The 21551-nt window shown below is 64.0% G+C and carries 18 protein-coding genes and 1 tRNA gene; 13 read left to right on the top strand and 6 right to left on the bottom strand.

The features are described 5' to 3' along the window. The first annotated feature begins 454 nt into the window (after nucleotides 1-454). From ACN8ZM_RS06860 to ACN8ZM_RS06870, 3 genes are all read left to right on the top strand, one after another. The gene (locus tag ACN8ZM_RS06860; RefSeq protein WP_043182315.1) at nucleotides 455-1285 is read left to right on the top strand and encodes an undecaprenyl-diphosphate phosphatase; all 831 of its coding nucleotides are present in this window, start codon (nucleotides 455-457) and stop codon (nucleotides 1283-1285) included. Nucleotides 1286-1453: 168 nt separating this feature from the next. Continuing rightward, a tRNA-Arg gene (locus tag ACN8ZM_RS06865) sits at nucleotides 1454-1530 on the top strand. 237 nt (nucleotides 1531-1767) lie between these two features. Continuing rightward, nucleotides 1768-2535: a hypothetical protein gene (locus ACN8ZM_RS06870; RefSeq protein ID WP_420210825.1), complete on the top strand. Its 768-nt coding sequence runs from the start codon at nucleotides 1768-1770 to the stop codon at nucleotides 2533-2535. A 185-nt stretch (nucleotides 2536-2720) separates the two neighbouring features. Here ACN8ZM_RS06870 and ACN8ZM_RS06875 read toward each other — a convergent pair whose 3' ends face one another. Further along, a complete protein-coding gene (locus ACN8ZM_RS06875; RefSeq protein WP_420210826.1) occupies nucleotides 2721-3437 on the bottom strand; it encodes a DUF4145 domain-containing protein in 717 nt (238 codons plus the stop codon). Between the two features lie 459 nt (nucleotides 3438-3896). Here ACN8ZM_RS06875 and ACN8ZM_RS06880 point away from each other — a divergent pair, with 459 nt between their 5' ends. Beyond that, nucleotides 3897-4235, top strand: coding sequence for a hypothetical protein (locus ACN8ZM_RS06880; RefSeq protein ID WP_420210827.1), 339 nt, complete (start codon nucleotides 3897-3899; stop codon nucleotides 4233-4235). A 276-nt stretch (nucleotides 4236-4511) separates the two neighbouring features. Here the strand turns inward: ACN8ZM_RS06880 and ACN8ZM_RS06885 are convergent, their stop codons facing one another. Further along, nucleotides 4512-4949 carry a hypothetical protein gene (locus ACN8ZM_RS06885; protein WP_420210828.1) on the bottom strand — a complete coding sequence of 146 codons (438 nt, stop codon included), beginning with the start codon at nucleotides 4947-4949 and terminating at the stop codon, nucleotides 4512-4514. 4 nt (nucleotides 4950-4953) lie between these two features. Between ACN8ZM_RS06885 and ACN8ZM_RS06890 the strand changes: the two genes are divergently transcribed. From ACN8ZM_RS06890 to ACN8ZM_RS06900, 3 genes are all read left to right on the top strand, one after another. Continuing rightward, nucleotides 4954-5229: a hypothetical protein gene (locus ACN8ZM_RS06890; protein WP_420210829.1), complete on the top strand. Its 276-nt coding sequence runs from the start codon at nucleotides 4954-4956 to the stop codon at nucleotides 5227-5229. Nucleotides 5230-5307: 78 nt separating this feature from the next. Beyond that, the gene (locus ACN8ZM_RS06895; RefSeq protein WP_420210830.1) at nucleotides 5308-6300 is read left to right on the top strand and encodes a hypothetical protein; all 993 of its coding nucleotides are present in this window, start codon (nucleotides 5308-5310) and stop codon (nucleotides 6298-6300) included. A gap of 152 nt (nucleotides 6301-6452) precedes the next feature. Then, nucleotides 6453-6992, top strand: a complete 540-nt coding sequence (locus ACN8ZM_RS06900) for an HNH endonuclease (RefSeq protein ID WP_420210831.1) — start codon at nucleotides 6453-6455, stop codon at nucleotides 6990-6992. A 187-nt stretch (nucleotides 6993-7179) separates the two neighbouring features. On the opposite strand, the gene glmS is transcribed toward ACN8ZM_RS06900, so the two are convergent. Both glmS and ACN8ZM_RS06910 read right to left on the bottom strand, forming a co-directional pair. Then, nucleotides 7180-8997, bottom strand: coding sequence for a glutamine--fructose-6-phosphate transaminase (isomerizing) (glmS, locus tag ACN8ZM_RS06905; RefSeq protein WP_420210832.1), 1818 nt, complete (start codon nucleotides 8995-8997; stop codon nucleotides 7180-7182). Between the two features lie 49 nt (nucleotides 8998-9046). Then, nucleotides 9047-10135 carry a hypothetical protein gene (locus tag ACN8ZM_RS06910; protein ID WP_043182335.1) on the bottom strand — a complete coding sequence of 363 codons (1089 nt, stop codon included), beginning with the start codon at nucleotides 10133-10135 and terminating at the stop codon, nucleotides 9047-9049. Between the two features lie 1333 nt (nucleotides 10136-11468). Here ACN8ZM_RS06910 and wecB point away from each other — a divergent pair. The 6 genes from wecB (at nucleotide 11469) to ACN8ZM_RS06940 (ending at nucleotide 20212) form a co-directional block, all read left to right on the top strand. Further along, nucleotides 11469-12686 (top strand): non-hydrolyzing UDP-N-acetylglucosamine 2-epimerase, encoded by a 1218-nt coding sequence (wecB, locus tag ACN8ZM_RS06915; protein WP_043182337.1) that lies wholly within the window; start codon nucleotides 11469-11471, stop codon nucleotides 12684-12686. Between the two features lie 841 nt (nucleotides 12687-13527). Continuing rightward, on the top strand, nucleotides 13528-13989 hold the full coding sequence (locus ACN8ZM_RS06920; protein ID WP_089450262.1) for a (2Fe-2S)-binding protein: 462 nt from the start codon (nucleotides 13528-13530) through the stop codon (nucleotides 13987-13989). Beyond that, nucleotides 13986-16310, top strand: coding sequence for a molybdopterin cofactor-binding domain-containing protein (locus ACN8ZM_RS06925; RefSeq protein WP_420210833.1), 2325 nt, complete (start codon nucleotides 13986-13988; stop codon nucleotides 16308-16310). Before ACN8ZM_RS06920 ends, ACN8ZM_RS06925 begins: the two co-directional genes overlap by 4 nt. A 68-nt stretch (nucleotides 16311-16378) precedes the next feature. Then, complete coding sequence (locus ACN8ZM_RS06930; RefSeq protein ID WP_420210834.1) at nucleotides 16379-17146, top strand: class II aldolase/adducin family protein; 768 nt, start codon at nucleotides 16379-16381, stop codon at nucleotides 17144-17146. Between the two features lie 107 nt (nucleotides 17147-17253). Continuing rightward, the gene (locus ACN8ZM_RS06935; protein ID WP_420210835.1) at nucleotides 17254-19083 is read left to right on the top strand and encodes an acyl-CoA dehydrogenase; all 1830 of its coding nucleotides are present in this window, start codon (nucleotides 17254-17256) and stop codon (nucleotides 19081-19083) included. A gap of 148 nt (nucleotides 19084-19231) precedes the next feature. Beyond that, on the top strand, nucleotides 19232-20212 hold the full coding sequence (locus ACN8ZM_RS06940) for an NADPH:quinone oxidoreductase family protein (protein ID WP_420210836.1): 981 nt from the start codon (nucleotides 19232-19234) through the stop codon (nucleotides 20210-20212). 63 nt (nucleotides 20213-20275) lie between these two features. On the opposite strand, the gene ACN8ZM_RS06945 is transcribed toward ACN8ZM_RS06940, so the two are convergent. Beyond that, the gene (locus ACN8ZM_RS06945) at nucleotides 20276-20920 is read right to left on the bottom strand and encodes an SGNH/GDSL hydrolase family protein (RefSeq protein ID WP_043183122.1); all 645 of its coding nucleotides are present in this window, start codon (nucleotides 20918-20920) and stop codon (nucleotides 20276-20278) included. Nucleotides 20921-20942: 22 nt separating this feature from the next. Next, on the bottom strand, nucleotides 20943-21479 hold the full coding sequence (locus ACN8ZM_RS06950; protein WP_205822289.1) for a PadR family transcriptional regulator: 537 nt from the start codon (nucleotides 21477-21479) through the stop codon (nucleotides 20943-20945). Nucleotides 21480-21551 lie beyond the last annotated feature (72 nt).

Genomic DNA, 21551 nt, shown 5'->3' on the forward strand with positions numbered 1-21551 from the left:
GGAACGGCGCGCTCCATTATCGGGCCGTGACGGCTCGGGGAAAACCCTTCTCGGGAAATCGCGAGTTTTTAAGACTGTCAACGGTCGGGATAATGCCTCTAAACCGGTGAGGTTGCCGGGTCATGACACTTCGTGGAGGGGGCCATGGATCTGGCAATGGCAATGGGTATCGCACTGTTCGGCATGTTCACCGGCAGCACGGTATTATTTTTCTATCAGCTCGGCCGCTGACGGCAATTCCTGCCGAAGTCGAAAGGCCCGCCATGCAAATGGCGGGCTTTTTGCTTTCTGTGTGCTTACAAATTGCAAGCGTTTGTGTGCATGGCCGCAATAACCTGCCAAATGCCTTGGCGCAGTAATCCTGGCTCGGCATAATCGGGGCGCGTTTTTTTTCGGACGCGCATCGCGTCGTCCGTCTTTCTTCCCGCTTAATCTCGACTAAAAGGACCGACGCGTGAGTCTCTGGTTTCTGGTATTCCTGAGCGTCCTGCAGGGCGTCACCGAACTCTTTCCCGTCAGCAGCCTTGGCCATACGCTGCTCGTGCCGGCACTGTTCGGCATGCATATCGACAAGCACGCGCCGCAACTGCTGCCGTTCCTCGTTGCGCTGCACCTCGGTACCGCGCTGGCGCTGCTGTGGTATTTCCGCGCGCGCTGGATCGCGCTGATCAGCGGCTTCTTCGCGCAGCTCGGCGGCCGCAAGAACGACGACGGGCACCTGATGTGGGCGCTCATCATCGGTACGATCCCGACCGGCATCGTCGGGCTGCTCCTCGAGAAGCGCATCGAACGCGTGTTCCACGACCTGCGGATCGTCGCGATCGCGCTGATCGTGAACGGCGTGCTGCTGTGGCTCGGCGATCGCATCCAGCGCAGCCGCGCGCATCAGGCGCCCGAGAAGATGACGTTCAAGCAGGCGTTCTTCGTGGGTCTCGCGCAGATCGGCGCGCTGATTCCGGGTTTCTCGCGCAGCGGGCTGACGATGATCGCCGGCAATGCCGCGGGGCTGACGGCGGAGAAGGCCGCGGAATTCTCGTTCCTGCTCGGTACGCCGATCATTTTCGCGGCGGGGGTGCTCGAGCTGCCGAAGCTGTTCCATGCGCGCGACCAGCTCGCCGATGCGCTGCTCGGCGGCGTGCTGACGGCGATCGCCGCGTACCTGAGCGTGCGGTTCCTGATGCGTTATTTCGAAGGGCGCGGCCGGCTGGCTTCGTTCGGCGTGTATTGCGTGATCGCCGGCGTGTTCTGCCTCGGCTGGTTCATGATGCATCCGCAGCCGGTTTGATGTCGCGGTGGCTCATCTCGCGTGATGTGACGCGATGATCGGGTATAATTTCGGGCTCGGCTTCATGCCGGGCCCGTTTTGTTTCTCGGCTTTGGTTTTGACGGTTCTGCCGTCGCTCGAAGCCCTGCGTCAAATGCGGTCCGCGCCGGCCGTGTCTTTTCTCCCCGACCGCCCTTAGCTCAGTTGGATAGAGCAACGGCCTTCTAAGCCGTAGGTCACACGTTCGAATCGTGTAGGGCGGGCCAGAAATTCCTTCCGAAACAAGCGCTTACAATCTCGCCTTAACCGCTTGGTTAGGATCGGATACAGGTCTGCTGCACTCTCGTTGTGGCGAGAGTGTGGCGAATTCTACCTTCCTGTTCGCACACCGCTCAAACTGCCGGGCCGAAATTTGATGGATATCGTTGCTCGGGCCTAGCCGCAAACCACCCGCGAGGTATTATTCACGGCAGCATCGGTCAGTTCTCGCAGAAAGGATAGCCGTGAGCGATCAACACTTCTACAGCGACATCAGATTTTGGCAATTCGCGGTGGCGTTCATCGCCTTATTGCTTACGCAATTGCCCCCAGTTCGGCTTTGGTTCAAGCGAGCAAAACTCGATGTTGAGTGCTTTGACAGAATTGTTCTGGACGAGGAAGTTGGTTCGCCGCACGCGCAGTGGCATCTATCGATCACGAACACTGGTGGAAGAGAGGTCCGAATTCAGAAGATCACTCTCGCAGTAGCGCGCGGGCAAGAGCGAAGAGAACTTGTGGCACGCGGGTATTTCGAGAAATTGTCCGACCAGAAGCCCACGCTGTTCACGCCATTTCGCCTCCAGCCGCGCGAGGAATGGGGGCATGGCGTGAATTTCGTTCGAATCGCGACGCGAGAAGCAAAGCAGACGTTCAGTAGGGCCGCTAAGGCGATGAAAGACAACATCTTGACTAAGCGGGGCGGCCTCCCGAAAGACCACCCAGACGTAGAGGCGGACCCGCCGCTGGTACAACCACTGCTTACGCTGTTCGATGCTGACTTCTTCTGGATGGCGGGTGAGTATGAAGTCACTCTCCGCATTGGGACGAACGTCCCTCAGGCTGATTTAAACCGGTCGTTCAGGTTTACTCTTTTTGAGTCGGACAGCGACCAACTGCGGGCACACCGCGATCAATTCAAGTTCGGCAATGGAGTGTATTACCGCCTCCCGCCGATCGAGCCACATTTCGCAGAGGTTCACCCAGTCATGTTGGACCAAGCAAATCAATATTGATTGAGGTTTCCGCGAGGAGTTACGACCCGAAGGCTCACTGAGGTCTGCGGCGCCGAAATAACCGAACCCAAATTTGATGCGCTTATCTGCGCGGACTTACGCCGCTTGCATGCACGCGTGCCCCCCGTGCGTGGGTGTGCGCGTTTCTCTAGTGAGGATCGGTCGCGGGTGGATGGTTGCGCGGTTCATTCCGTGGCCGGTGGTCGATCTTCGTCCGCCACTCTGCCCTTGGCCCGTAGCAGTTTCAACACGGACTCGCGATCATCGTAGAAGTCTTCGAGGATGCGTTGTGCGTATTGTCGAGCGGCGGCTACGTCGTCTGCACGGACAGGCTCCCACGCCTCATGCAAAACATCGTTGCCAAGCACGCGAATCTCATCGTGTGCGCGTCGTTGGCGAGCTGCAGTAATTACGCCGTCGGCAGCCGCTGTATCAATTTGCTGCTCAAGATTCGTGCCGCGCTTTTCCTTGTATCCGTTTGCACGCAGAGTCTTATCGAGTACCGAGCGGAACATTGCCGCAGCCGCCCGGAAACAGCCAGCTTCGCGACACCTTTCACCCTCGCGAAACTCCTTTGCAATGCCGTCCGGTACGCCAGAAGGGAGGGAGAGCCTGTCTTGGGCTTCAGGATAGAAATCGAGCAACCCTACTTGCCCGTGGCGACGGAAAGATTGCAGTGTCAGTAACGCGCCAGACCCGCATCCTGTGCAGCGAACGAGTTGATAGACCTGCGCTGTCTGCTCGGAGACCTGTCGAGTTATTTGCCCGAATCCTTGCCCGATCCGTGGATCGCCAGCCAAGAACACTGTGAGCGCGCCATTGCATTCGATGCAGTGCGCAATGACTTGCCCATTTTCGTTAAGCGTCGCCATCGATCTTTGGAACGGAGTTGGATTGTTCAAGCATTGTCCGCTATTTGCCCCGCTCGCGGATGTACCCATTTCTGGTCCGAAATGGTGTACATCACCGATCTAAGGGGCGGCGGCACTCTGAGTTGGATCGAAAGCGCGCTCCCGTCAGGTCAGCCACCGAAGGTAGGCGAGTAGCGCCAGCAACGGCAATCAACCGCAAGTCCGCCGTCTGGCACATCATGGCCGCAGTCGGTTTGCGAGGGATTCAATTTCATGACCCTCAGCAGACAATACACGCGATATCTCATCGCGTCACTTTCCGAGCAGGCATCGCCTGCTGCAATCAGAGGCCCGCCGACGTGCGGGCTTCGTCACATTTGGAGGATGAGTATGAGCAAGTCCCCCTCAACATCCGCTTGAGCACAGCGGCACGGCGCAATCCTATTTCGAACGCCTTGAGGCCCGAGCATCGAAAGGGGCCATAGCTGTATGGCGGGAAGCGGCGGAAGCATGTACCGGTGGTCTGCCGAGTTGGGTTGCGCGGAAGTACAGGGCGCGGGTGAAGGCATGAGCGGTTGGCCGGAACGTATGGAGCAGGAGCGTCTTGCACGTTTGGCCGCGTTGGGTGTGCCTTTGGTACAGCCGGAGCAGCTAGCGACGGACATTATCGAACAGGCGGTGCGGCTTCGGGGCATGAATCGCGCTACGTTTGTGCGCTTGAGCGAGGGGCGTGGTTTCAGCCTCGAAGATTACGCACGCGAGGTCATCCTAAAGGCGGCGAAGCCAGAGACACTGATCGACCGGTGGTACATCGAGCGAGCGCGGCAGGGCTATCGCAGATGGCATTGATCGTCGTGGCAGCTTGTGCGCGGGCGGCTATCTGTCCTCCTTTTCGTAGGACTTCACGGGGCGCGGCTTACCTCGTGCCATTCTCGAACCTGAACGCACCGCGCATATCCATGCGGGACATGTGTAGATTGGTGTAGCCAACTTGTCGTGTTTCACCAATCAACAATAGTCGTGCGTTTGTCGCGGTAACAACTAAGGAATACACATGAAAATTATTGTTCGAATGGCGCATCCGGCGCGGTCGGTTTCCCAAATTCATAGCGCGGGCGGGGCAATTTAATGTGCCAGTTGTTTCAGATGATCGCAGGCGCTGGCGTGGGCATGATGCAGGCCCGCCTGCAAAACGCGCAGAACGACGCGCAGTACACGGTCGATTCCGCCAAGACACAAGCCGCGAACTTGCTGTCTCAGTCGGACGCAGATAACAACAAGATTCGTGAGGCGAACAACGAGTTCCTCGCGGCGCAGCCATCGCTGTCGAACGCGCAGCGCTCCATCAGAAATCAGAACCGGGCAATCGCCATCGGCGCGCAGACCGTAACTATGGTGCGGGCGACGGAGGCTATGGTGCGCGGTAGCGTAGAGCAGCAGATCGCGGCGGCTCGGCAGCTCGGCGCAATGCGGGTGGACGCCGCAGCGCGTGGTGTGGGCGGAACGTCCGCCGACATCCTGCGGCACGGCCCGCCTCGCGTCCATGCAGGCGAACAAGAGCAAGCAAATGTCATTCGATCAGGTGATGGCAGCGGCGGGTATGCGCTCGAATCTCATCACGTCGCAGGACTATGGGCAGGCCGTGGCGGCGATGAACTACCAGAAGGACATTCCACAAACGTTCATTGCGCCTGTCAAGGCCCGCGATATCACGTCGCTTCAAGGCGCAATGATGGGCATCGTCGGCGGGAGCGGATTTCAACAGTTCCGCAATAGAGGTGGTGGCAGTGTCGGCGGCTCAAGCAGTGGTGGTGTTGGCAACATGGCGAGCCGCCAAACATGATGCCAGTGCGCGAGTGGTAGGATGAGCCGAAGAGGATGACACAAACGTCAAACAAGCATAGGCGGGGCACTGCGAAGAATGGATGAGAAGATTTCACGAACGATCCAAAATCTCGGAAGTTGGGATGAACTTAGGTTGTTCTCAGAGAACGCGAAGCACGATGAGCGTTTGACGCCCGAGGTGAAACATGCCCTGGATCGACGGGCAGTTGAACTGGCCCGTGTTCTTGTGGCTCAGAGGACTGGACTCAACCTCTTAAACCTGAGTCCCGCCGAAGAAAAGATTGTGCAAGCGGTGAGCCGGTACGTCGCGATCAAGACCACTCAGGGTAGCCAAGCCCCCCGGACCTTTAACCAACTACGTAACCGTGGTCTTATCGGTGCTGCCGAGGACGCGGTTTGTCGAAACCGCCCCACCGAGGGATTTAAGACTCTCGAAGAGGCAAATGAAAAGGGCGTGACGTACGAGCACATCGTTGTATCCCATCCGGAAGAGTTCAGTGCAAGAGCACTCTGGTACTCGCAGCGCACGCTCGGCCAGCCAAATAAATGGTCAAAGCCACCAGCAGAAGAGAGTAGCGTTACACAGGTGCGTACAAAGGCCCTACTGCAATGGCTTAGGACAATCGCCAGTGACAATCAAGGTGTCATCCTGCCGTTCTCTAATAGCGACGCTGCCGCAGTCTTAGGCATGAATTCGCGAACCGACGGAGTGGCGCAAGGAAACATCCAATCTCGGATTGACTACGCATGTTTTGTATTTGGTCTACCGCCACTCGGACTCATCGCAGCCGAGCCGTATGAGACATGGGCGGAGTTGAGTGGAGAGTCAGCAACTCGCGGAGCTGCAATACTGCGGGCGGCGCGGGGGCGCATCTGGTCCGACGCTGACTTTGACGACTTGCTGCACGAAATTGAACAGATGCCCGCGCAAGCTCCGTGGAGGGAGAGTGCGCAAGTCGAACCGGACAAGATCAAGGCCTGGGTTCGGAGCTTTGAAACCGACGACGGCACGTCAACGGAGGGGGGGGAGGCGGTCGGCGCAACGTTCGTTGGTCCCGTGATGAGCTGATTCTTGCTTTGGATTTGTACATGCGGCACAGAGTATCGCTGCCTAGCAATAGTGCACCCGAAATTGCGGAGTTATCGAATGTGCTCAATGCGTTTGGAGTCGTCCTAGGGCAGCGGAGCGGCGATACCTACCGCAATGAGAACGGTGTGTACATGAAGTTGATGAACTTCCGAAGCTTGGATCCGGAGTACACGGCCCAGGGAAAGACAGGGCTTACACGAGGAAACAAGGACGAGGCTCTGGTCTGGAATGAATTCTCAGGTGACATGCAGCGACTCGCGGAGGTGGCCCAGTTCATCAGAGATGGGATCGCAGAGCATACTAACGGCATAGACTTGGCGGGGCCGGACGAGCTTGGCATTGAAGAGGCCGAGGAAGGGCGAGTTGCGACGCGGATGCATCGCTTCCGCGAGCGAGATCGGCGGCTGGTGAGTGCGGCCAAGAAGCAAGCGCGGGAGCAGCATGGCCGGCTGTTCTGCGTCGCGTGCGGGTTTGACTTTTCGAAGCAGTACGGGGACTTGGGTGACGGGGTTATTGACGTTCACCACACGAAACCAGTTCATACCATGCGACCGGGCGAGAAAACGAACGTCAGCGACCTGATCCTCCTTTGCTCTAACTGCCACCGCATTGTGCATTCGAAACGGAAGTGGCTCACACTGGAGCAGTTGAAAGCGGCACTAGGCCGCTAATGCGATCGCGCATGGCGGACACGGGGAGGCGTGCAGACTGAACGGGCACTATCGCAAGGCGGGCGGCATGCGAGCGCACACGAGCAACGGCCTTCCAAACCGTAGATCACACGTTCGAATCGTACTCGGCGGACCAGTCCGATCCCTTGAAGACCTTCACTGGTCCGCCCCCGCTTCCCCAACTCCCTCACTCAACCGTCACCGATTTCGCCAGATTCCTCGGCTTGTCGATATCCGCGCCGCGCAAACACGCCGCGTGATACGCGAGCAGCTGCAACGGCACGACATGCAGGATGGGCGACAACAGCCCGTAGTAATCCGGCATCCGCAACACCGATACACCTTCGCTGTTGTCGATCCGCGTATCTGCGTCGGCGAACACGTAAAGCTGCCCGCCGCGCGCGCGCACTTCCTGCATGTTCGATTTCAGCTTCTCGAGCAGCGCGTCGTTCGGCGCGATCGTCGCAACGGGCATCGTGTGGGTCACGAGCGCCAGCGGCCCATGCTTCAGTTCGCCCGCGGGATACGCCTCCGCGTGGATATACGAAATCTCCTTCAGCTTCAGCGCACCTTCGAGCGCGATCGGGTAGTGCAGCCCGCGCCCGAGAAACAGCGCGTTCTCGTGCTGCGAGAATTCCGCCGCCCAGCGCTCGATCTGCGGCTCGAGCCCGAGCACATCCTCAAGTGCGCCGGGCAGCCGCCGCAGTTGCGTCGTATAGCGCGCAAGCTGCGCATCGTCGACGTAGCCGCGCAGCCGCCCGAGCGTGACCGCGAGTATGAACAGCGCGACGAGCTGCGTCGTAAACGCCTTGGTCGACGCGACGCCGATTTCCGGGCCGGCCCGCGTCAGGAAGCGCAGGCCGGTCTGCCGCATCATCGCGCTGGTCGGCACGTTGCAGATCGCCAGCGTGTCGATATGGCCGAGCGCCTGCGCGTACTTGAGCGCGGCGAGCGTGTCGGCGGTCTCGCCGGATTGCGACACGCTCACCACCAGCGTATTCGGCATCGCGAGCGCGTCGCTGTAACGGTATTCGCTCGCGATCTCGACTTGCGCGGGCACGCGCGCGATCGTTTCGAGCCAGCGGCGCGCGGTCAGGCCGGAGTAGTGACTCGTGCCGCACGCGAGAATCAGCACGTTGTCGATCTGCTCGAACGCCCGCGCGGCGTCGGGGCCGAATACGGCCGGGTCGAACAGCCCCGCATCCGGGATGGTCGCGGCCACGGCCTGCGGTTGCTCGAAAATCTCCTTCTGCATGAAATGCCGGTACGGCCCGAGTTCGACGGCGGCCTGCGCGGAGGAAATGGTCTGTACCGCACGCTCGACCGGCGCGCCGCCGCGGTCGAGCACGCGCACGCCGCCCGGCGTCAACTCGACGATGTCGCCTTCCTCGAGGAAGATGAAGCGGTCGGTGATGCCGGCGAGCGCGAGCGCGTCGGAGGCAAGAAAGCATTCTCCGTCCTTCACGCCGACGACGAGCGGCGAGCCCACACGCGCACCGATCAGCCGTTGTGGCTCGTGCTTGCTGAATACGGCGATCGCGTAGGCGCCGTGAAGCTGCGACGTTGCCGCGCGCACGGCGGCGAGCAGGTCGCCGCGATACTGGCTGTGGATCAGGTGCGCGACGACTTCGGTGTCGGTCTGGCCATCGAATTCGTAATGCTCGTCTGAAAGTTGCTTGCGCAACGTTTCGTGGTTCTCGATGATGCCGTTGTGCACGAGTGCGATTTCATCGCGCGAGAAGATCGGATGCGCGTTGCAGGTTGCCGGCGCGCCGTGCGTTGCCCAGCGCGTGTGAGCGATGCCGGTGCTGCCGGTCAGGCCGGCGGTGCGCACGTGCGCGTCGAGGTCGGCGACGCGCGACACGCTGCGCTCGCGACGCGCCTGGCCGTCGACGACCGTCGCCACGCCGCATGAGTCGTAGCCGCGATATTCGAGGCGACGCAAACCTTCAATCAGAATCGGGACGATGTCCCGTTGCGCGACCGCGCCGACGATGCCACACATGACACGTCTCCTTCCTTTGTAGCCATCATGGACCGCGCGCACCGTTGCGTCAGCGCGATGCGGTCGCCGTTGCCGCCGCCGTCGTGAATCCGCATCGAGCGGGGATGACGGGGGCGGCCATCCGTTTTTCGAATGCCAGATAAAGCGACTCCTCCAGTACGTTCCAGTGCGCGCCGTGCCGGTATGGCGCTGATCGCGCTTGCCAGCAGGCGACCGTGCCCCAATCGTTCATCTTGACCGCGACCAGCGCGATCAAGCCCCACGGATAATCGGTGTCGGCGAGTTGCGGCCAGCTCTTGCCGTACTTCCTCATCCACTGCGCGTAGATCGTCTCGCCGGATTGTTCGGGAACCTGAATATCTGACAGAAGCGGAAGGATCTGCGCGATCTTCGCCGGATAAAAACTCGTGTCGCTGACCTGCTGCGTGCTGGCGCGAAAGCCGGATTCCGTGCCGCGCCAGAACACCTTCAGGATCGCGGATGCCAGCCGGTCGGCGCGCTGGCTCCAAGGGCCCGCGTGCGTGTAGTCGGCGCGCCGGACGTAGTACGCCGAGAGTGCCTGGAACGCGCTGTGTACCTCGACGTTGTCCATCAGCAACGCGACGTGCAGTGACGACGAGATCTGATAGACGCCGGAGGGTTTGTCGAGCAGCGTGTCCAGATGCAGGCCGGCCCGGTTCATGCTCAGTTCCCACGCGGCAGGCAAGCCGTCAGGTGGCGCGAAACGGGCGAGCAGTTCGATCCAGGTCGCCATCATCGCGTCGTCGGTTTCCGCGTCGGCACATGCGCGGTAGCGGCTGTTCTTCACGCAGTAGCGATCGAACCCGCCATCCGGACGCTGGCGCGGCAGTAGCCATGCGATCCACGCGAGTGCAGCCTGACGGGCGTCGAGCTGCGCGTCGGACGCGGCGAGGAGCGCTTTCGCCGCGAAATACGGGTCGATGCCGACGCCGTTCTGGCGCACGGTGATCGCGCCGTCGGTCCGCTGGTACATCCCGTTGAGCCGGAGTTCGGCGGCGCTCGCGTGCAGCGCGAAGCCACACGCGGCGATACAGCAGGCGACGTGCCACAGGCGGCACAGCGCGACGGTGGCCGCTACGCGCGAGCGTAAGGTCGGGCAAAGCGCGGGCCGGTTCATGGTCTCTTGGGCGCCTGCGCGGCGGTCCTGTTCAATCGTCGCCGGGCGCGGCGTTGGCCGCGTCGCACCTGGCGAGCGCGTCGACGTTGTGGCTCGGTTCACCGTGGCGCGGGTGAACCCGAGGCGGGTACCGATAGTTGCGTTCACGGGCTGGTTCTTTACAGCGGAGCCGGAACCAGGCTCGCGGATCGCGCGTACTTCAACAGGACACGTCGGCACGTTCGGCACGCAGAAGCGCTTGTCTGTCGCTCCAGGCGGACGCGTTGCGTTTCGCCCCTGCTTCGTTGCTTGGGCGTCCCCGTTCGTCCGCTGTCGGGCGGGCGCTTCGGGGCACACCTGACTGTCATTAAGCAAGGCGTGAGCCATCGGCCGAGATGCCGCGCGCAGCAAGGGGCAGGGGTGGCGTCTGGATGCTTGGCGCGGACGGAGGCGGCGGATTTTGATTCATCGAAGAATCAGCGTGCACGGGCCGAATATCCGAGCGCGATCGGCGTTACGGCCCGTACCTGTCATGCGTCGAGCGAATTGTCTGCCGAACCTGTGAGACATCGGCCGCACGACTTTGCGCGGTGACGTGCATCGCGTCGTTCGTTGCGTGTGCATCGGCCGGAATGTCGCTGTGTTCCATGAGGGCGCATGCGTTGCACGGACCGGAATCTGATGCCGCACGCCCCGTTCCGGACCCGCGTTACACATTCGCAACATTTCCCACCCTCTTGATTCGTGCGATGTGAACGACGTTGCATGCCGGGTAAATCCCTCGTGCATGACCGCGGCCGAGGGGGCGATGGCGCCGCCCGCTGCACAGACAAAAGTGGCGGATCAAGGAAGCGCAACGCGCTTCGACAGATGCGTGAGATGCGATGCGCGATGAACGCTCGACATGGGGTCGCGATTCGTCGGACGACGTCGCCGAGGGAACCACGCGACTGCCCGGATAGGTGCCTGTATCGCGTGTATCTGGCGCTGCGACACGCGTAGCAGTTGTGAAACATTCCGTCGCGCGCCGCGTGTGCGCGGTGCACGCAGTGTGAACCGCACACGGCTGCAGGGCGGCTGGTTTGAATATTGCTGTAGTGGTGTGGAAGGGAAGTGACCAACAGACGTGACGCCAGGCTCAGCGAGGAACGACTCATGACGTGACTGATCAAGTGCAACGGGACGCCGGTAGTACGACGATTCGCGTGGCGTAGACCACGCGGACCGGGCGGCGCGCTCGCTCCGCGACATCGCAACGTGTCGATCGCGTGCGAGTACGGGAGGCGCCGCCTGAATACATGCTTCGCGCCACGGGCAGGGTCATTCAGCGCGAAATGGCTCAACGAGGATAACGATGAAGAAGATTTTGCTTGTGTTCGGGACTCGCCCGGAGGCCATCAAGATGGCACCGCTGGTGCGTGCATTGAAAGCGCAAGCGGGTGTCGACGCCAGGGTATGCGTGACCGCGCAGCACCGCGAAATGCTCGATCAGGTGCTGACGCTGTTCGACATCAAACCCGACTACGATCTCAACGTGATGCGCCAAAGTCAGACCCTGACCGACGTGACGACGGGCATTCTGCAGGCGATCGGCATCGTCTTCGACGAATTGCGTCCGGACGTCGTGCTGGTGCACGGCGATACGACGACCACGCTCGCGGTCAGTCTTGCGGCGTTCTATCGCTATCTGCCGGTCGGGCACGTGGAGGCCGGCTTGCGCAGCGGCGACATCTGGTCGCCGTGGCCCGAAGAGTTGAATCGCCGCGTGACCGATGCGGTGTCGTCGTGGCATTTCGCGCCGACCGGGCAGGCACGCGACAACCTGCTCAGCGAGGGCGTACCGGGTGGGGCGGTCGTGCTGACCGGCAATACCGTGATCGACGCGCTGCACGAGGTCAAGCGCATGCTCGATTGCACCGCGGCGCTGACGGAGCGGGTCGCGGGACAGTTTCCGTTTCTCGAACCGTCGCGGCGCGTGGTGCTGATCACCGGCCATCGTCGCGAAAGTTTCGGCGAGCCATTCCAGAATTTCTGCGATGCGCTGTGTACGCTGGCGAACCGCTATCCCGATGCGCAGTTCGTCTATCCGTTGCACATGAATCCGAACGTGCGGGAGCCGGCGCGCGCACGGCTCGGCCACGTGGCGAACATCTACCTGATCGAGCCGCAGGAATATCTGTCGTTCGTATTCCTGATGTCGCGCGCGCATTTCATCATCACCGATTCGGGCGGCATTCAGGAAGAAGGGCCGGCACTGGGCAAGCCGGTGCTGGTCACGCGCGAGACGACGGAGCGGCCGGAAGCGATCCAGGCCGGTACCGCACGGCTCGTCGGCACCAATCAGGAGCGGATCGTGTGGGAGGCCTCGCGTCTATTCGACAGCGAGAGCGCGTACGGGGACATGGCGCACGCGAGCAATCCGTACGGCGACGGTCATGCGAGCGAGCGGATCGTTCACGCGCTGATGCGTAATCCGGGGGCACCCACGAAGGCGACGAGCTTTTCGATGGGGACGTCGGAGATGCCGCTCAATCCGCTCACACTGGGGTTGCAGGCGCTGAGGTCGCGCTGAACGTGCGGTTGCATGAAGCGCCTGCGCTCGGCTTCGACACCATGTGAAGCGGACGGTGTTTCGTTCATGATTCGTCAGGCGCGGCGGCGCGAGACGGACGATGCCGGACTTAATCGACACGGTGCGTTTCGATCGCGCCTATCCGGCTTTCGCGGGCCGGAGCGCCGGTTGCGCAGAAGCTGGTAGATGACGGCGTCGTCGCGATAGTCGGCGACGTCAATTCGGGCGTGTCCATATTCGCGGGATGTCCCGCCCGGTCATGGCGTTCGCCCCCTTGGGCACGCACCACATCCGTCGTGGGCGGAGCGGCTACCTCACGCGCCCGTCGCTCGCCGGGACCGACGTGCCAGTCGGTCCCGTCCGCATGATGCACGTCATGCGTCATCGATTCCCCTTCGAACTTTCCCCGGTTCGTCACGTCAGTGCCGATACGTACCGTCTGCGCAAAACTGCCGCACATCAGTTAGAGTTGGAGCCCGGGCCATTCCGCATACGATTCCGGCTCCCCGGCGCGATGCAGACGCCGCCGGAGCTGAACATCGCACGCAGGTGCCGCGATTCGCGGCGCCGTTTCTGGCAGTCCCGACAGGGTCGCGTTGCCTGAATGACGGTTGGCATGGGGCAGAATCCGGGCGGGTGCGTGTCCGCTATCAATCCGGATCGCGTGTCCGATAGCCATCCTCGGCCAGCCGTACCGATAAAGACGCATTGACTGCCGGTTCTGCCGGCGGAGCAGCCTACACGACGGCACTGGGCCCGCGCAGCAGACGCACCCGTCGCCGTTCGAATCCCCACCGGGCACCCGTGGTGCGATGCGGGCGCCTCGACCAGGAGGTGAACGATGATCACGCTGACCGTCAACGGTAGCGAACAGCACTTCGACGGCAATCCCGACATGCCGTTGCTCTGGTATCTGCGCGATGTCCTCGGCCACACCGGCACCAAGTTCGGCTGCGGCATGGCACTGTGCGGCGCGTGCACCGTGCACCTCGACGGCGTCGCGATCCGGTCGTGCATCACCCCCGTCGCGGCCGCTGCCGGCAAGCGTGTGACGACGATCGAGGGCCTGTCGACCGATCTGACCCATCCGCTGCAGCAGGCCTGGCAGGAACTGAACGTCGCGCAGTGCGGCTACTGCCAGTCCGGGCAGATCATGCAGGCCGCGTCGCTGCTGAAGACGAATCCCCATCCGACCGACGCCGACATCGACGATGCGATGTCCGGCAATATCTGCCGCTGCGGCACCTATACGCGCATTCGCGCGGCGATCCGTCTGGCCGTGCGCCGCGGAGGTGCCGCATGAGCGCGCCCGAACTCTCCGTCCATAACGAAAGCCGCCGTGCGCTGCTGCTCGGCTTCGCGTCCGGCGGGCTGCTGCTCGCGTTCGGCGTGCCGTCGCTCGTGCGCGCGGCCGTGCCGGTGCAGCCGCCCGTCAGCGCGAATCCGCAGTACGGCGGCGCGGGGATGCCGCACGGGTTGCGCGACGATCCGCACCTGTTCGTTGCGATCGCGCCGGATGGCACGGTCACCGTGACCTGCATCCGCTCCGAGATGGGACAGGGCGTGCGCACGAGCGTCGCGCTCGTGGTGGCGGACGAGCTGGGCGCGGACTGGGCGCGCGTGAAGGTCGCGCAGGCCGTCGGCGACGAGCCGCGCTACGGCAACCAGAACACCGACGGGTCGCGCAGCCTGCGCCAGAGCTTCGCCGCGCTGCGTCGCGCGGGCGCGGCCGCGCGCACGATGCTCGAACAGGCTGCCGCTGCCGCATGGGGCGTCGATGCGCGTCAGGTCAAGGCGACGGTGCACGAGGTCGTCGACACGAAGAGCGGGCGCAAGCTCGGCTTCGGCGAACTGGCGGCGAAGGCAGCTGCGCTGCCGGCGCCGGATCCGGCAACGGTGGCGCTGAAGGCGCCGGCCGAATTCCGCTATATCGGCAAGGGCGAAACGGCGCTGATCGACGGGCGCGATATCGTCGGCGGCCGCGCGCATTACGGCATCGACACGCGGCTCGACGGCATGCTGTATGCGGTCGTCGCGCGACCGCCGGCCTACGGTGACACGGTGGCGTCGTTCGACGCATCGGCAGCGGAGAAGCTGCCGGGTGTCGTCAAGGTCGTGCAGCTTGCGCCGACGCCGCTGCCGTCCGGTTTCCAGCCGCTTGGCGGCGTGGCCGTCGTCGCGCGCGATACGTGGACATCGATCCAGGCACGCGCGCAACTGAAGATCGACTGGAAGCGCGGGCCCAACGCGACCTACGACTCGACCGCGTATCGCAAGACCCTCGAAGCGGCGGCCGCGCAACCGGGCGACGTGATCCGCAACGACGGCGACGCGGCGGCGGCGCTGGCCGGCGCCGCGAAACGCGTGCGTGCGACGTACTACATTCCGCATCTCGCGCACGCGACGATGGAGCCGCCCGCGGCTGTCGCGCGCGTGGCGGACGGCCGCTGCGAAGTGTGGACCTGCACGCAGGCGCCGCAGACCACGCGCGACGAGATCGCGAAAGCGCTCGGGTTGCCGACGGAGCGCGTGACGGTCAACGTGACGCTGCTCGGCGGCGGGTTCGGCCGCAAGTCGAAGCCCGACTACGTGGTGGAGGCGGCATTGCTGTCGAAGGCGGTCGGCGCGCCCGTCAAGCTGACGTTCACGCGCGAGGACGACATCGCGCACGACTACTTCCATGCAGTGTCGCTCGAAGCGTTCGACGGCGGGATCGATGCGTCGGGGAAAGTGGTCGCGTGGCAGCATCGCACGGTCGCGCCGTCGATTCAGTCGACGTTCAGGGCCGGCGTCGTGCACGAGCAGCCGGGCGAGCTCGCGCAGGGCATTGCGGACCTGCCGTTCGCGATTCCGAACGTTCGGATCGAGAATCCGGCCGCGGAAGCGCACACGCGGATCGGCTGGTTCCGCTCGGTCTACAACATCCCGCATGCGTTCGGCATCCAGAGCTTCGTGTCGGAGCTGGCGCACGCGGCCGGCCGCGACCCGAAGGATTTCCTGCTCGACCTGATCGGGCCCGCGCGGCGTTTCGAGCCGCACATCGCGGTGAAGAACGTGAACTACGGCGAGGATCCGGCGTTGTATCCGGTCGATACCGGGCGGCTGCGGCGCGTGGTCGAGACGGTCGCGCGCGAAGCCGGCTGGGGGCGCAAGCTGTCGAAGGGGCACGGGCTCGGGATCGCCGCGCATCGCAGCTTCGTGTCGTATACGGCGGCGGTGTGCGAGGTGCAGGTCGATGCCGACGGCAAGATCACGGTGCCGCGGGTCGACATCGCGATCGACTGCGGGCCGCAGGTCAATCCGGAGCGTGTACGCTCGCAGCTCGAGGGCGCGGTGGTGATGGGGCTCGGCATCGCGCTGCACGGCGAGATCACGTTCAAGGATGGCCATCCGGAGCAGAGCAACTTCAACGGCTTCCAGGTGCTGAGAATGAACGAAGCGCCGCGCGAAATCCGCGTGCATCTCGTCGCACCGGACGATTTTGCGACGCCGCTGGGCGGTGTGGGCGAGCCGGGCCTGCCGCCCGTCGCGCCGGCATTGACCAATGCGATTTTCGCGGCGACCGGCACGCGCATCCGCAGCCTGCCGGTTGCCGACCAGCTCGCGAAGTCCCGGGCAGGGTGACACAATCCCCAGGCCGGGCCGCATCGTGCGGCCCGGTACGCATCCATCCTTGAACAAGGAGTGTCGACGTGGCCTCATCCGATGTCAGCGTGAAGCAGGCAGTTTCTTCCACCGAATGGGACGCGCGAGTCAACCTGGCGGCGGCTTACCGCCTCACCGCGCTGTTCGGCTGGGACGATCTCGTGTTCACCCATATTTCCGCGCGCGTGCCCGGCCCGGAGCATCATTTCCTGATCAACCCGTACGGGATGATGTTCGACGAGATCACCGCATCGTCGCTGGTGAAGGTGGATCTCGACGGCCGCAAGGTGTCCGAATCACCTTACGAGATCAACCCGGCCGGCTTCACCATTCACAGTGCGGTGCATGCGGCCCGCGACGACGCGCTGTGCGTGATGCATACGCATTCGATCAACGGCGTCGCGGTGTCGGCGCAGGAAGCGGGGCTGCTGCCGCTGTCGCAGCAGTCGCTCGGCGTGCTGGCATCGCTCGGCTATCACGACTACGAGGGCATTGCGCTCAACGAGGGCGAGAAAGCGCGCCTCGTGCACGACCTCGGCACCAACACGAACCTGATGCTGCGCAACCACGGCCTGCTGACCGTCGGTGCGACGCCGGCAGACGCGTTCGTCGCGATGTATTTCTTCGAAACGGCCTGCATGATCCAGGTCCGCGCGCAGGCCGGCGGCTCGGCGTTGTTGCCGATCGGGCAGCCGATTCTCGACGGCATCAAGCAGCAGATCGCCGCCGTGACGCGCGGGATGGGCGCCGGGGCGCTCGTCTGGCCCGGTTTGCTGCGCCGGCTCGATCGACGCAATCCCGGTTACGCGGATTAGCGCATCCGCCGTTGTCGTTTTAGAACGACCGTGCTAAATTCCTGCCAGCCCTAGCAGTCACGGAACCCTTCATTCGGCTGACGAAGCCGGCCCCGGGAGGCAGCACGATGAGCTTGTTGATGTCGCGACGCGATCTCGCGTTCCTGCTGTATGACTGGCTCGACGCGGAAGCGCTCGTCGCGCTGCCGCGTTACGCCGAGCACAGTCGCGAGACGTTCGACGCGGTGCTCGATACCAGCGAGCGGATTGCGGAAGACCTGTTCGCGCCGCATGCGGCGCGTGGCGATCGCGAGGAGCCGCAGTTCGACGGCGAGCGCGTGACGCTGATCCCGGACGTCGAACCGGCGGTGCGCGCCTTCGCGGACGCCGGGCTGATCGCCGCGGGCCATGACGAAGCGCTCGGCGGCATGCGCTTGCCGAAGCTGGTCGAAGCCGCGTCGTTCCTGTTCTTCCAGGCCGCGAACATCGCGACGGCCGCCTATCCGTTCCTGACCGTCGCCAACGCGAACCTGCTCGTCGCGCACGGCAGCCCCGCGCAGATCGACACGTTCGCGCGCCCGGAACTGGAAGGGCGCTACTTCGGCACCATGTGCCTGTCCGAGCCGCAAGCCGGTTCGTCGCTGTCCGACATCGCGACGCGTGCGGATTTCGAAGGCGACTCGCCGCTCGGCCCGCGCTACCGGCTGACCGGCAACAAGATGTGGATCTCGGGCGGTGAGCACGAGCTGACGGAGAACATCGTCCACCTCGTGCTCGCGAAGATTCCCGACGAACACGGCCGGCTGCTGCCCGGCACGCGCGGGATCTCGCTGTTCATCGTGCCCAAGTACCTGCCGGGCACCGACGGCGCCGCGCTGGGCGAGCACAACGACGTGGTGCTCGCCGGGCTGAACCACAAGATGGGCTACCGCGGTACCACCAACTGCCTGCTGAACTTCGGCGAAGGCACGCGCTACCGCCCGGAAGGGCGTGCGGGCGCGATCGGCTATCTGGTCGGCCAGCCGAACCATGGCCTCGCGTACATGTTCCACATGATGAACGAAGCGCGCATCGGTGTCGGCGCGGGCGCGGTGGCGCTCGGCTACACGGGTTACCTGCACGCGCTCGACTACGCGCGCAACCGGCCGCAGGGGCGTCCGCTCGGGCCGGCCGGCAAGGATGCCGCCGCGCCGCAGGCGCCGATCGTCGAGCATCCGGACGTGCGGCGCATGCTGCTCGCGCAGAAGGCCTATGTCGAAGGCGGTCTCGCGCTGATCCTGTACTGCGCGAAGCGGGTGGACGAGGCACATGCGCACGACGACGCGGACGTGCGCGCCGATGCCGCGCGCCTGCTCGACATCCTGACGCCGATCGCGAAAAGCTGGCCGTCGCAGTGGTGTCTCGCCGCGAACGACCTCGCGATCCAGGTGCACGGCGGCTATGGCTATACGCGCGATTACGCGGTCGAGCGGCTCTACCGAGACAATCGGCTCAATCCGATTCACGAAGGCACGCACGGGATCCAGGCGCTCGACCTGCTGGGCCGCAAGGTCGCGCAGGACGATGGCGCGTCGCTGCGTGCACTCGATGCGCGGATCGGCGCGACCGTCGAACGCGCGCGGACGCTCGATGCCGGCCTGCGCGAGCACGCCGACGCGCTGGCGCGGCGCTGGGCACGGCTCGGCGATGTTACGCGACAGCTGAGCGCGATCGGCGATCCGCAGGCGCGGCTCGCGAACGCGAGTGTCTATCTGGAAGCGTTCGGCCATCTCGTCGTCGCGTGGCTGTGGCTCGACGTGACGCTCGCCGCGCACGGGAAAGCCGACGATTTCCACGACGGCAAGCGTGCGGCCGCCCGCTATTTCTTCAACTGGGAATTGCCGAAAGTGGATGCGCAGCTCGACCTGTTGGCGAGTGTCGACACGACGACGCTCGAGATGCGCGACGCGTGGTTCTGATCATTGCTTCACCGACAGTCCGGAATGCCGACGAGGTCGCGGATGCCGATTCCGCCGGCTGTCGCGTACTCGTCGTGAACCGGCCGTGCGGGCGTGCCCCGCAGGCCGACCCGATGCCCGCCTACGCAGCACAAGGAGAGAGACGAACATGAAAGCCCTGTTGTGTACCGCATTCGGCCCGATCGACAGCTTGCGCATCGAGGACGTCGCGATTCCCGAGCCGGCCGCGGGCCAGGTCCGGGTTCAGGTGAAGGCCGCATCGCTCAATTTCCCCGATGCGTTGATCGTCCAGGGCTTGTATCAGGTGAAGCCGGCGCTGCCGTTTTCGCCGGGCGCGGAATTTGCCGGTGTGATCGACGCGGTGGGCGAGGGCGTGACTGCGTGGCAGCCCGGCGATTCGGTGGTCGCGTTCACCGGGCACGGCGGGTTCGCGCAACAATGCGTGGCCGACGTGCACCAGATTGCCGCACTGCCGCCGGGCATGACTTTCGAGCAAGGCGCGGCGCTCGTGCTCGCGTACGGCACGTCGCTGCACGCATTGCAGCAGCGCGCGCGGCTGCAAGAAGGCGAGACGTTGCTCGTGCTGGGCGCGGCGGGTGGCGTTGGCCTCGCGGCGATCGAGATCGCGAAAGCGCTCGGCGCGCGCGTGATCGCGGCGGCGTCGAATGCGGACAAGCTGGCACTGTGTCGTGAAGCGGGCGCCGACGAGACGATCGACTATGCGACCGAAGACCTGCGCCGCCGTGTCGACGAACTGACCGGCGGGCGCGGTGCGGACGTCGTCTACGATCCGGTGGGCGGCGCGTACAGCGAGGCGGCGTTGCGCGCGACTGCCTGGCGCGGCCGGTTCCTCGTGGTCGGCTTCGCGGCCGGCGAGATCCCGAAGATCGCGCTGAACCTGGCGCTGCTCAAGGAGCGCGACATTCTCGGCGTGTTCTGGGGCGATGCGGTGCGCCGCGATCCGAAGCAGCACGTCGCGAACATGCGGCTGCTCGCCAAATGGTTCGCGGCCGGCAAGGTGCGACCCGCGATCACCGAGCGCGTGTCGCTGGCCGGCGCGGCCGACGCGATCGCGCGGATGGCGAACCGGCAGGTGAAGGGCAAGGTGGTGATCCTGCCGGACGCCTGACCGGCCTTCCGCGCGCCGCGCGCCGGTCGGGGCCGCGCGGCTGCGGTTCAGCGTGCGTGTGCGTTACGCGATCTGCTGCAGAAGGGCCGCGACCCGCTGCCCGAGCGCGTGATGCTGATCGGCTGCGAAGTGAACGCCGTCTATCGGGCTCACCTCGATGATCGCGCCGGCATCGAGAAAGTGAGCACCGGCATCGCTTGCCACCTGTTCGTACCGCTTCGCGAGCTGCCGCGACTTCGCGGCGCCGCCCGCGAAGATGTCACCGAGGAAACCGACCTCGGTGATCGGCGCAGGCGCCATCAGCACGAGCTTCGGTGACGCACCGGACGGGCCGGCACGGCACGCGGCGATCTCGGCAAGCAGCACGCCGACCGACGTCGCGATGTCGGCGGGCGTGACCGAGAAGCGCGTCTTCAGATCGTTCGTCCCGAGCATCAGCACGACGACATCGACCGGCAAGTGGCTTTCGACGCACGCGCGCAGATATGACAAACCGTTCTTGTGCCGGCCTTCGATCGGATCGTCGTGCACGGTCGTACGCGCAGGCAATCCTTCTTCAATGACCCGCCATCCTGCGCCGAGCGTCTGCGCCAGCACGCCGGTCCAGCGTTCTTCGCGTGCGAACCGCTCCAGTACGCCGGCACGCGTCATCGGGCGCGTGCCGTGCGTGTTCGAATCGCCGTAGCAGAGCACGGTCTTCTGCGTCATCGTCATTTCCTCCGTTGGTCGTTCAGTCTTTCGGCAAGCGCAGCGCGTCGAGTGCGTGCTGCGAATATTCGACCCAGAACCGCTCGTTCGCGATGCCGGCCTGCAGTACCAGATGCTGAAGGCGCTTCGTGCGCGAATCGGTGCCTTCCGCAAAATCGCGCGCCTCGATCCGCAGATACAGGTCGAGCTTCTCCTGGTGCAGCGCGATGCGCCGCCTGATTTCGTCCTCGAGGCCGGCCGGGCCGAGCACCGCTTCCGCGCGCAGGCGCACCATCAACGCTTCGCGCAGCGGCGTCGGATCTTCCGGTTCGGCGATCCAGCGCCGCAACTCCTTCTTGCCGGCCGGCAGGATCCGGTACGCGCGCTTGCGGCCGCGCCCCGATTCGGCTGGCAGCGATTCGATCCAGCCGGTTTCCTCGAGACGCCCCAGCTCACGATAGATCTGCTGGTGTGTCGCCTGCCAGAAATAGCCGATCGAGCGATCGAAGCGGTCGGCGAGTTCGGAGCCTGAACCCGGGCGTTCGGCAAGAGCGGTGAGGAGTGCGTGGGGCAGGGACATGTCGGATCGGAGGAGGCCGCGGAATGAATCGCATCTTGCCATATCGGGGCCACAGTACAAGATGACGGATGC

It is taken from the genome of Burkholderia aenigmatica, assembly GCF_048627025.1.
Classification (GTDB): domain Bacteria; phylum Pseudomonadota; class Gammaproteobacteria; order Burkholderiales; family Burkholderiaceae; genus Burkholderia; species Burkholderia aenigmatica.

Bases quoted from the DNA above. Each gene is read 5' to 3' on its own strand.
- ACN8ZM_RS06880 (WP_420210827.1), top strand. From the start codon at position 3,897: ATGTACCGGTGGTCTGCCGAGTTGGGTTGCGCGGAAGTACAGGGCGCG.
- ACN8ZM_RS06890 (WP_420210829.1), top strand. From the start codon at position 4,954: ATGTCATTCGATCAGGTGATGGCAGCGGCGGGTATGCGCTCGAATCTC.
- ACN8ZM_RS06895 (WP_420210830.1), top strand. From the start codon at position 5,308: ATGGATGAGAAGATTTCACGAACGATCCAAAATCTCGGAAGTTGGGAT.
- ACN8ZM_RS06900 (WP_420210831.1), top strand. From the start codon at position 6,453: ATGAAGTTGATGAACTTCCGAAGCTTGGATCCGGAGTACACGGCCCAG.
- glmS (WP_420210832.1), bottom strand. From the start codon at position 8,997: ATGTGTGGCATCGTCGGCGCGGTCGCGCAACGGGACATCGTCCCGATT.
- ACN8ZM_RS06910 (WP_043182335.1), bottom strand. From the start codon at position 10,135: ATGAACCGGCCCGCGCTTTGCCCGACCTTACGCTCGCGCGTAGCGGCC.
- wecB (WP_043182337.1), top strand. From the start codon at position 11,469: ATGAAGAAGATTTTGCTTGTGTTCGGGACTCGCCCGGAGGCCATCAAG.
- ACN8ZM_RS06920 (WP_089450262.1), top strand. From the start codon at position 13,528: ATGATCACGCTGACCGTCAACGGTAGCGAACAGCACTTCGACGGCAAT.
- ACN8ZM_RS06925 (WP_420210833.1), top strand. From the start codon at position 13,986: ATGAGCGCGCCCGAACTCTCCGTCCATAACGAAAGCCGCCGTGCGCTG.
- ACN8ZM_RS06935 (WP_420210835.1), top strand. From the start codon at position 17,254: ATGAGCTTGTTGATGTCGCGACGCGATCTCGCGTTCCTGCTGTATGAC.
- ACN8ZM_RS06940 (WP_420210836.1), top strand. From the start codon at position 19,232: ATGAAAGCCCTGTTGTGTACCGCATTCGGCCCGATCGACAGCTTGCGC.
- ACN8ZM_RS06945 (WP_043183122.1), bottom strand. From the start codon at position 20,920: ATGACGCAGAAGACCGTGCTCTGCTACGGCGATTCGAACACGCACGGC.
- ACN8ZM_RS06950 (WP_205822289.1), bottom strand. From the start codon at position 21,479: ATGTCCCTGCCCCACGCACTCCTCACCGCTCTTGCCGAACGCCCGGGT.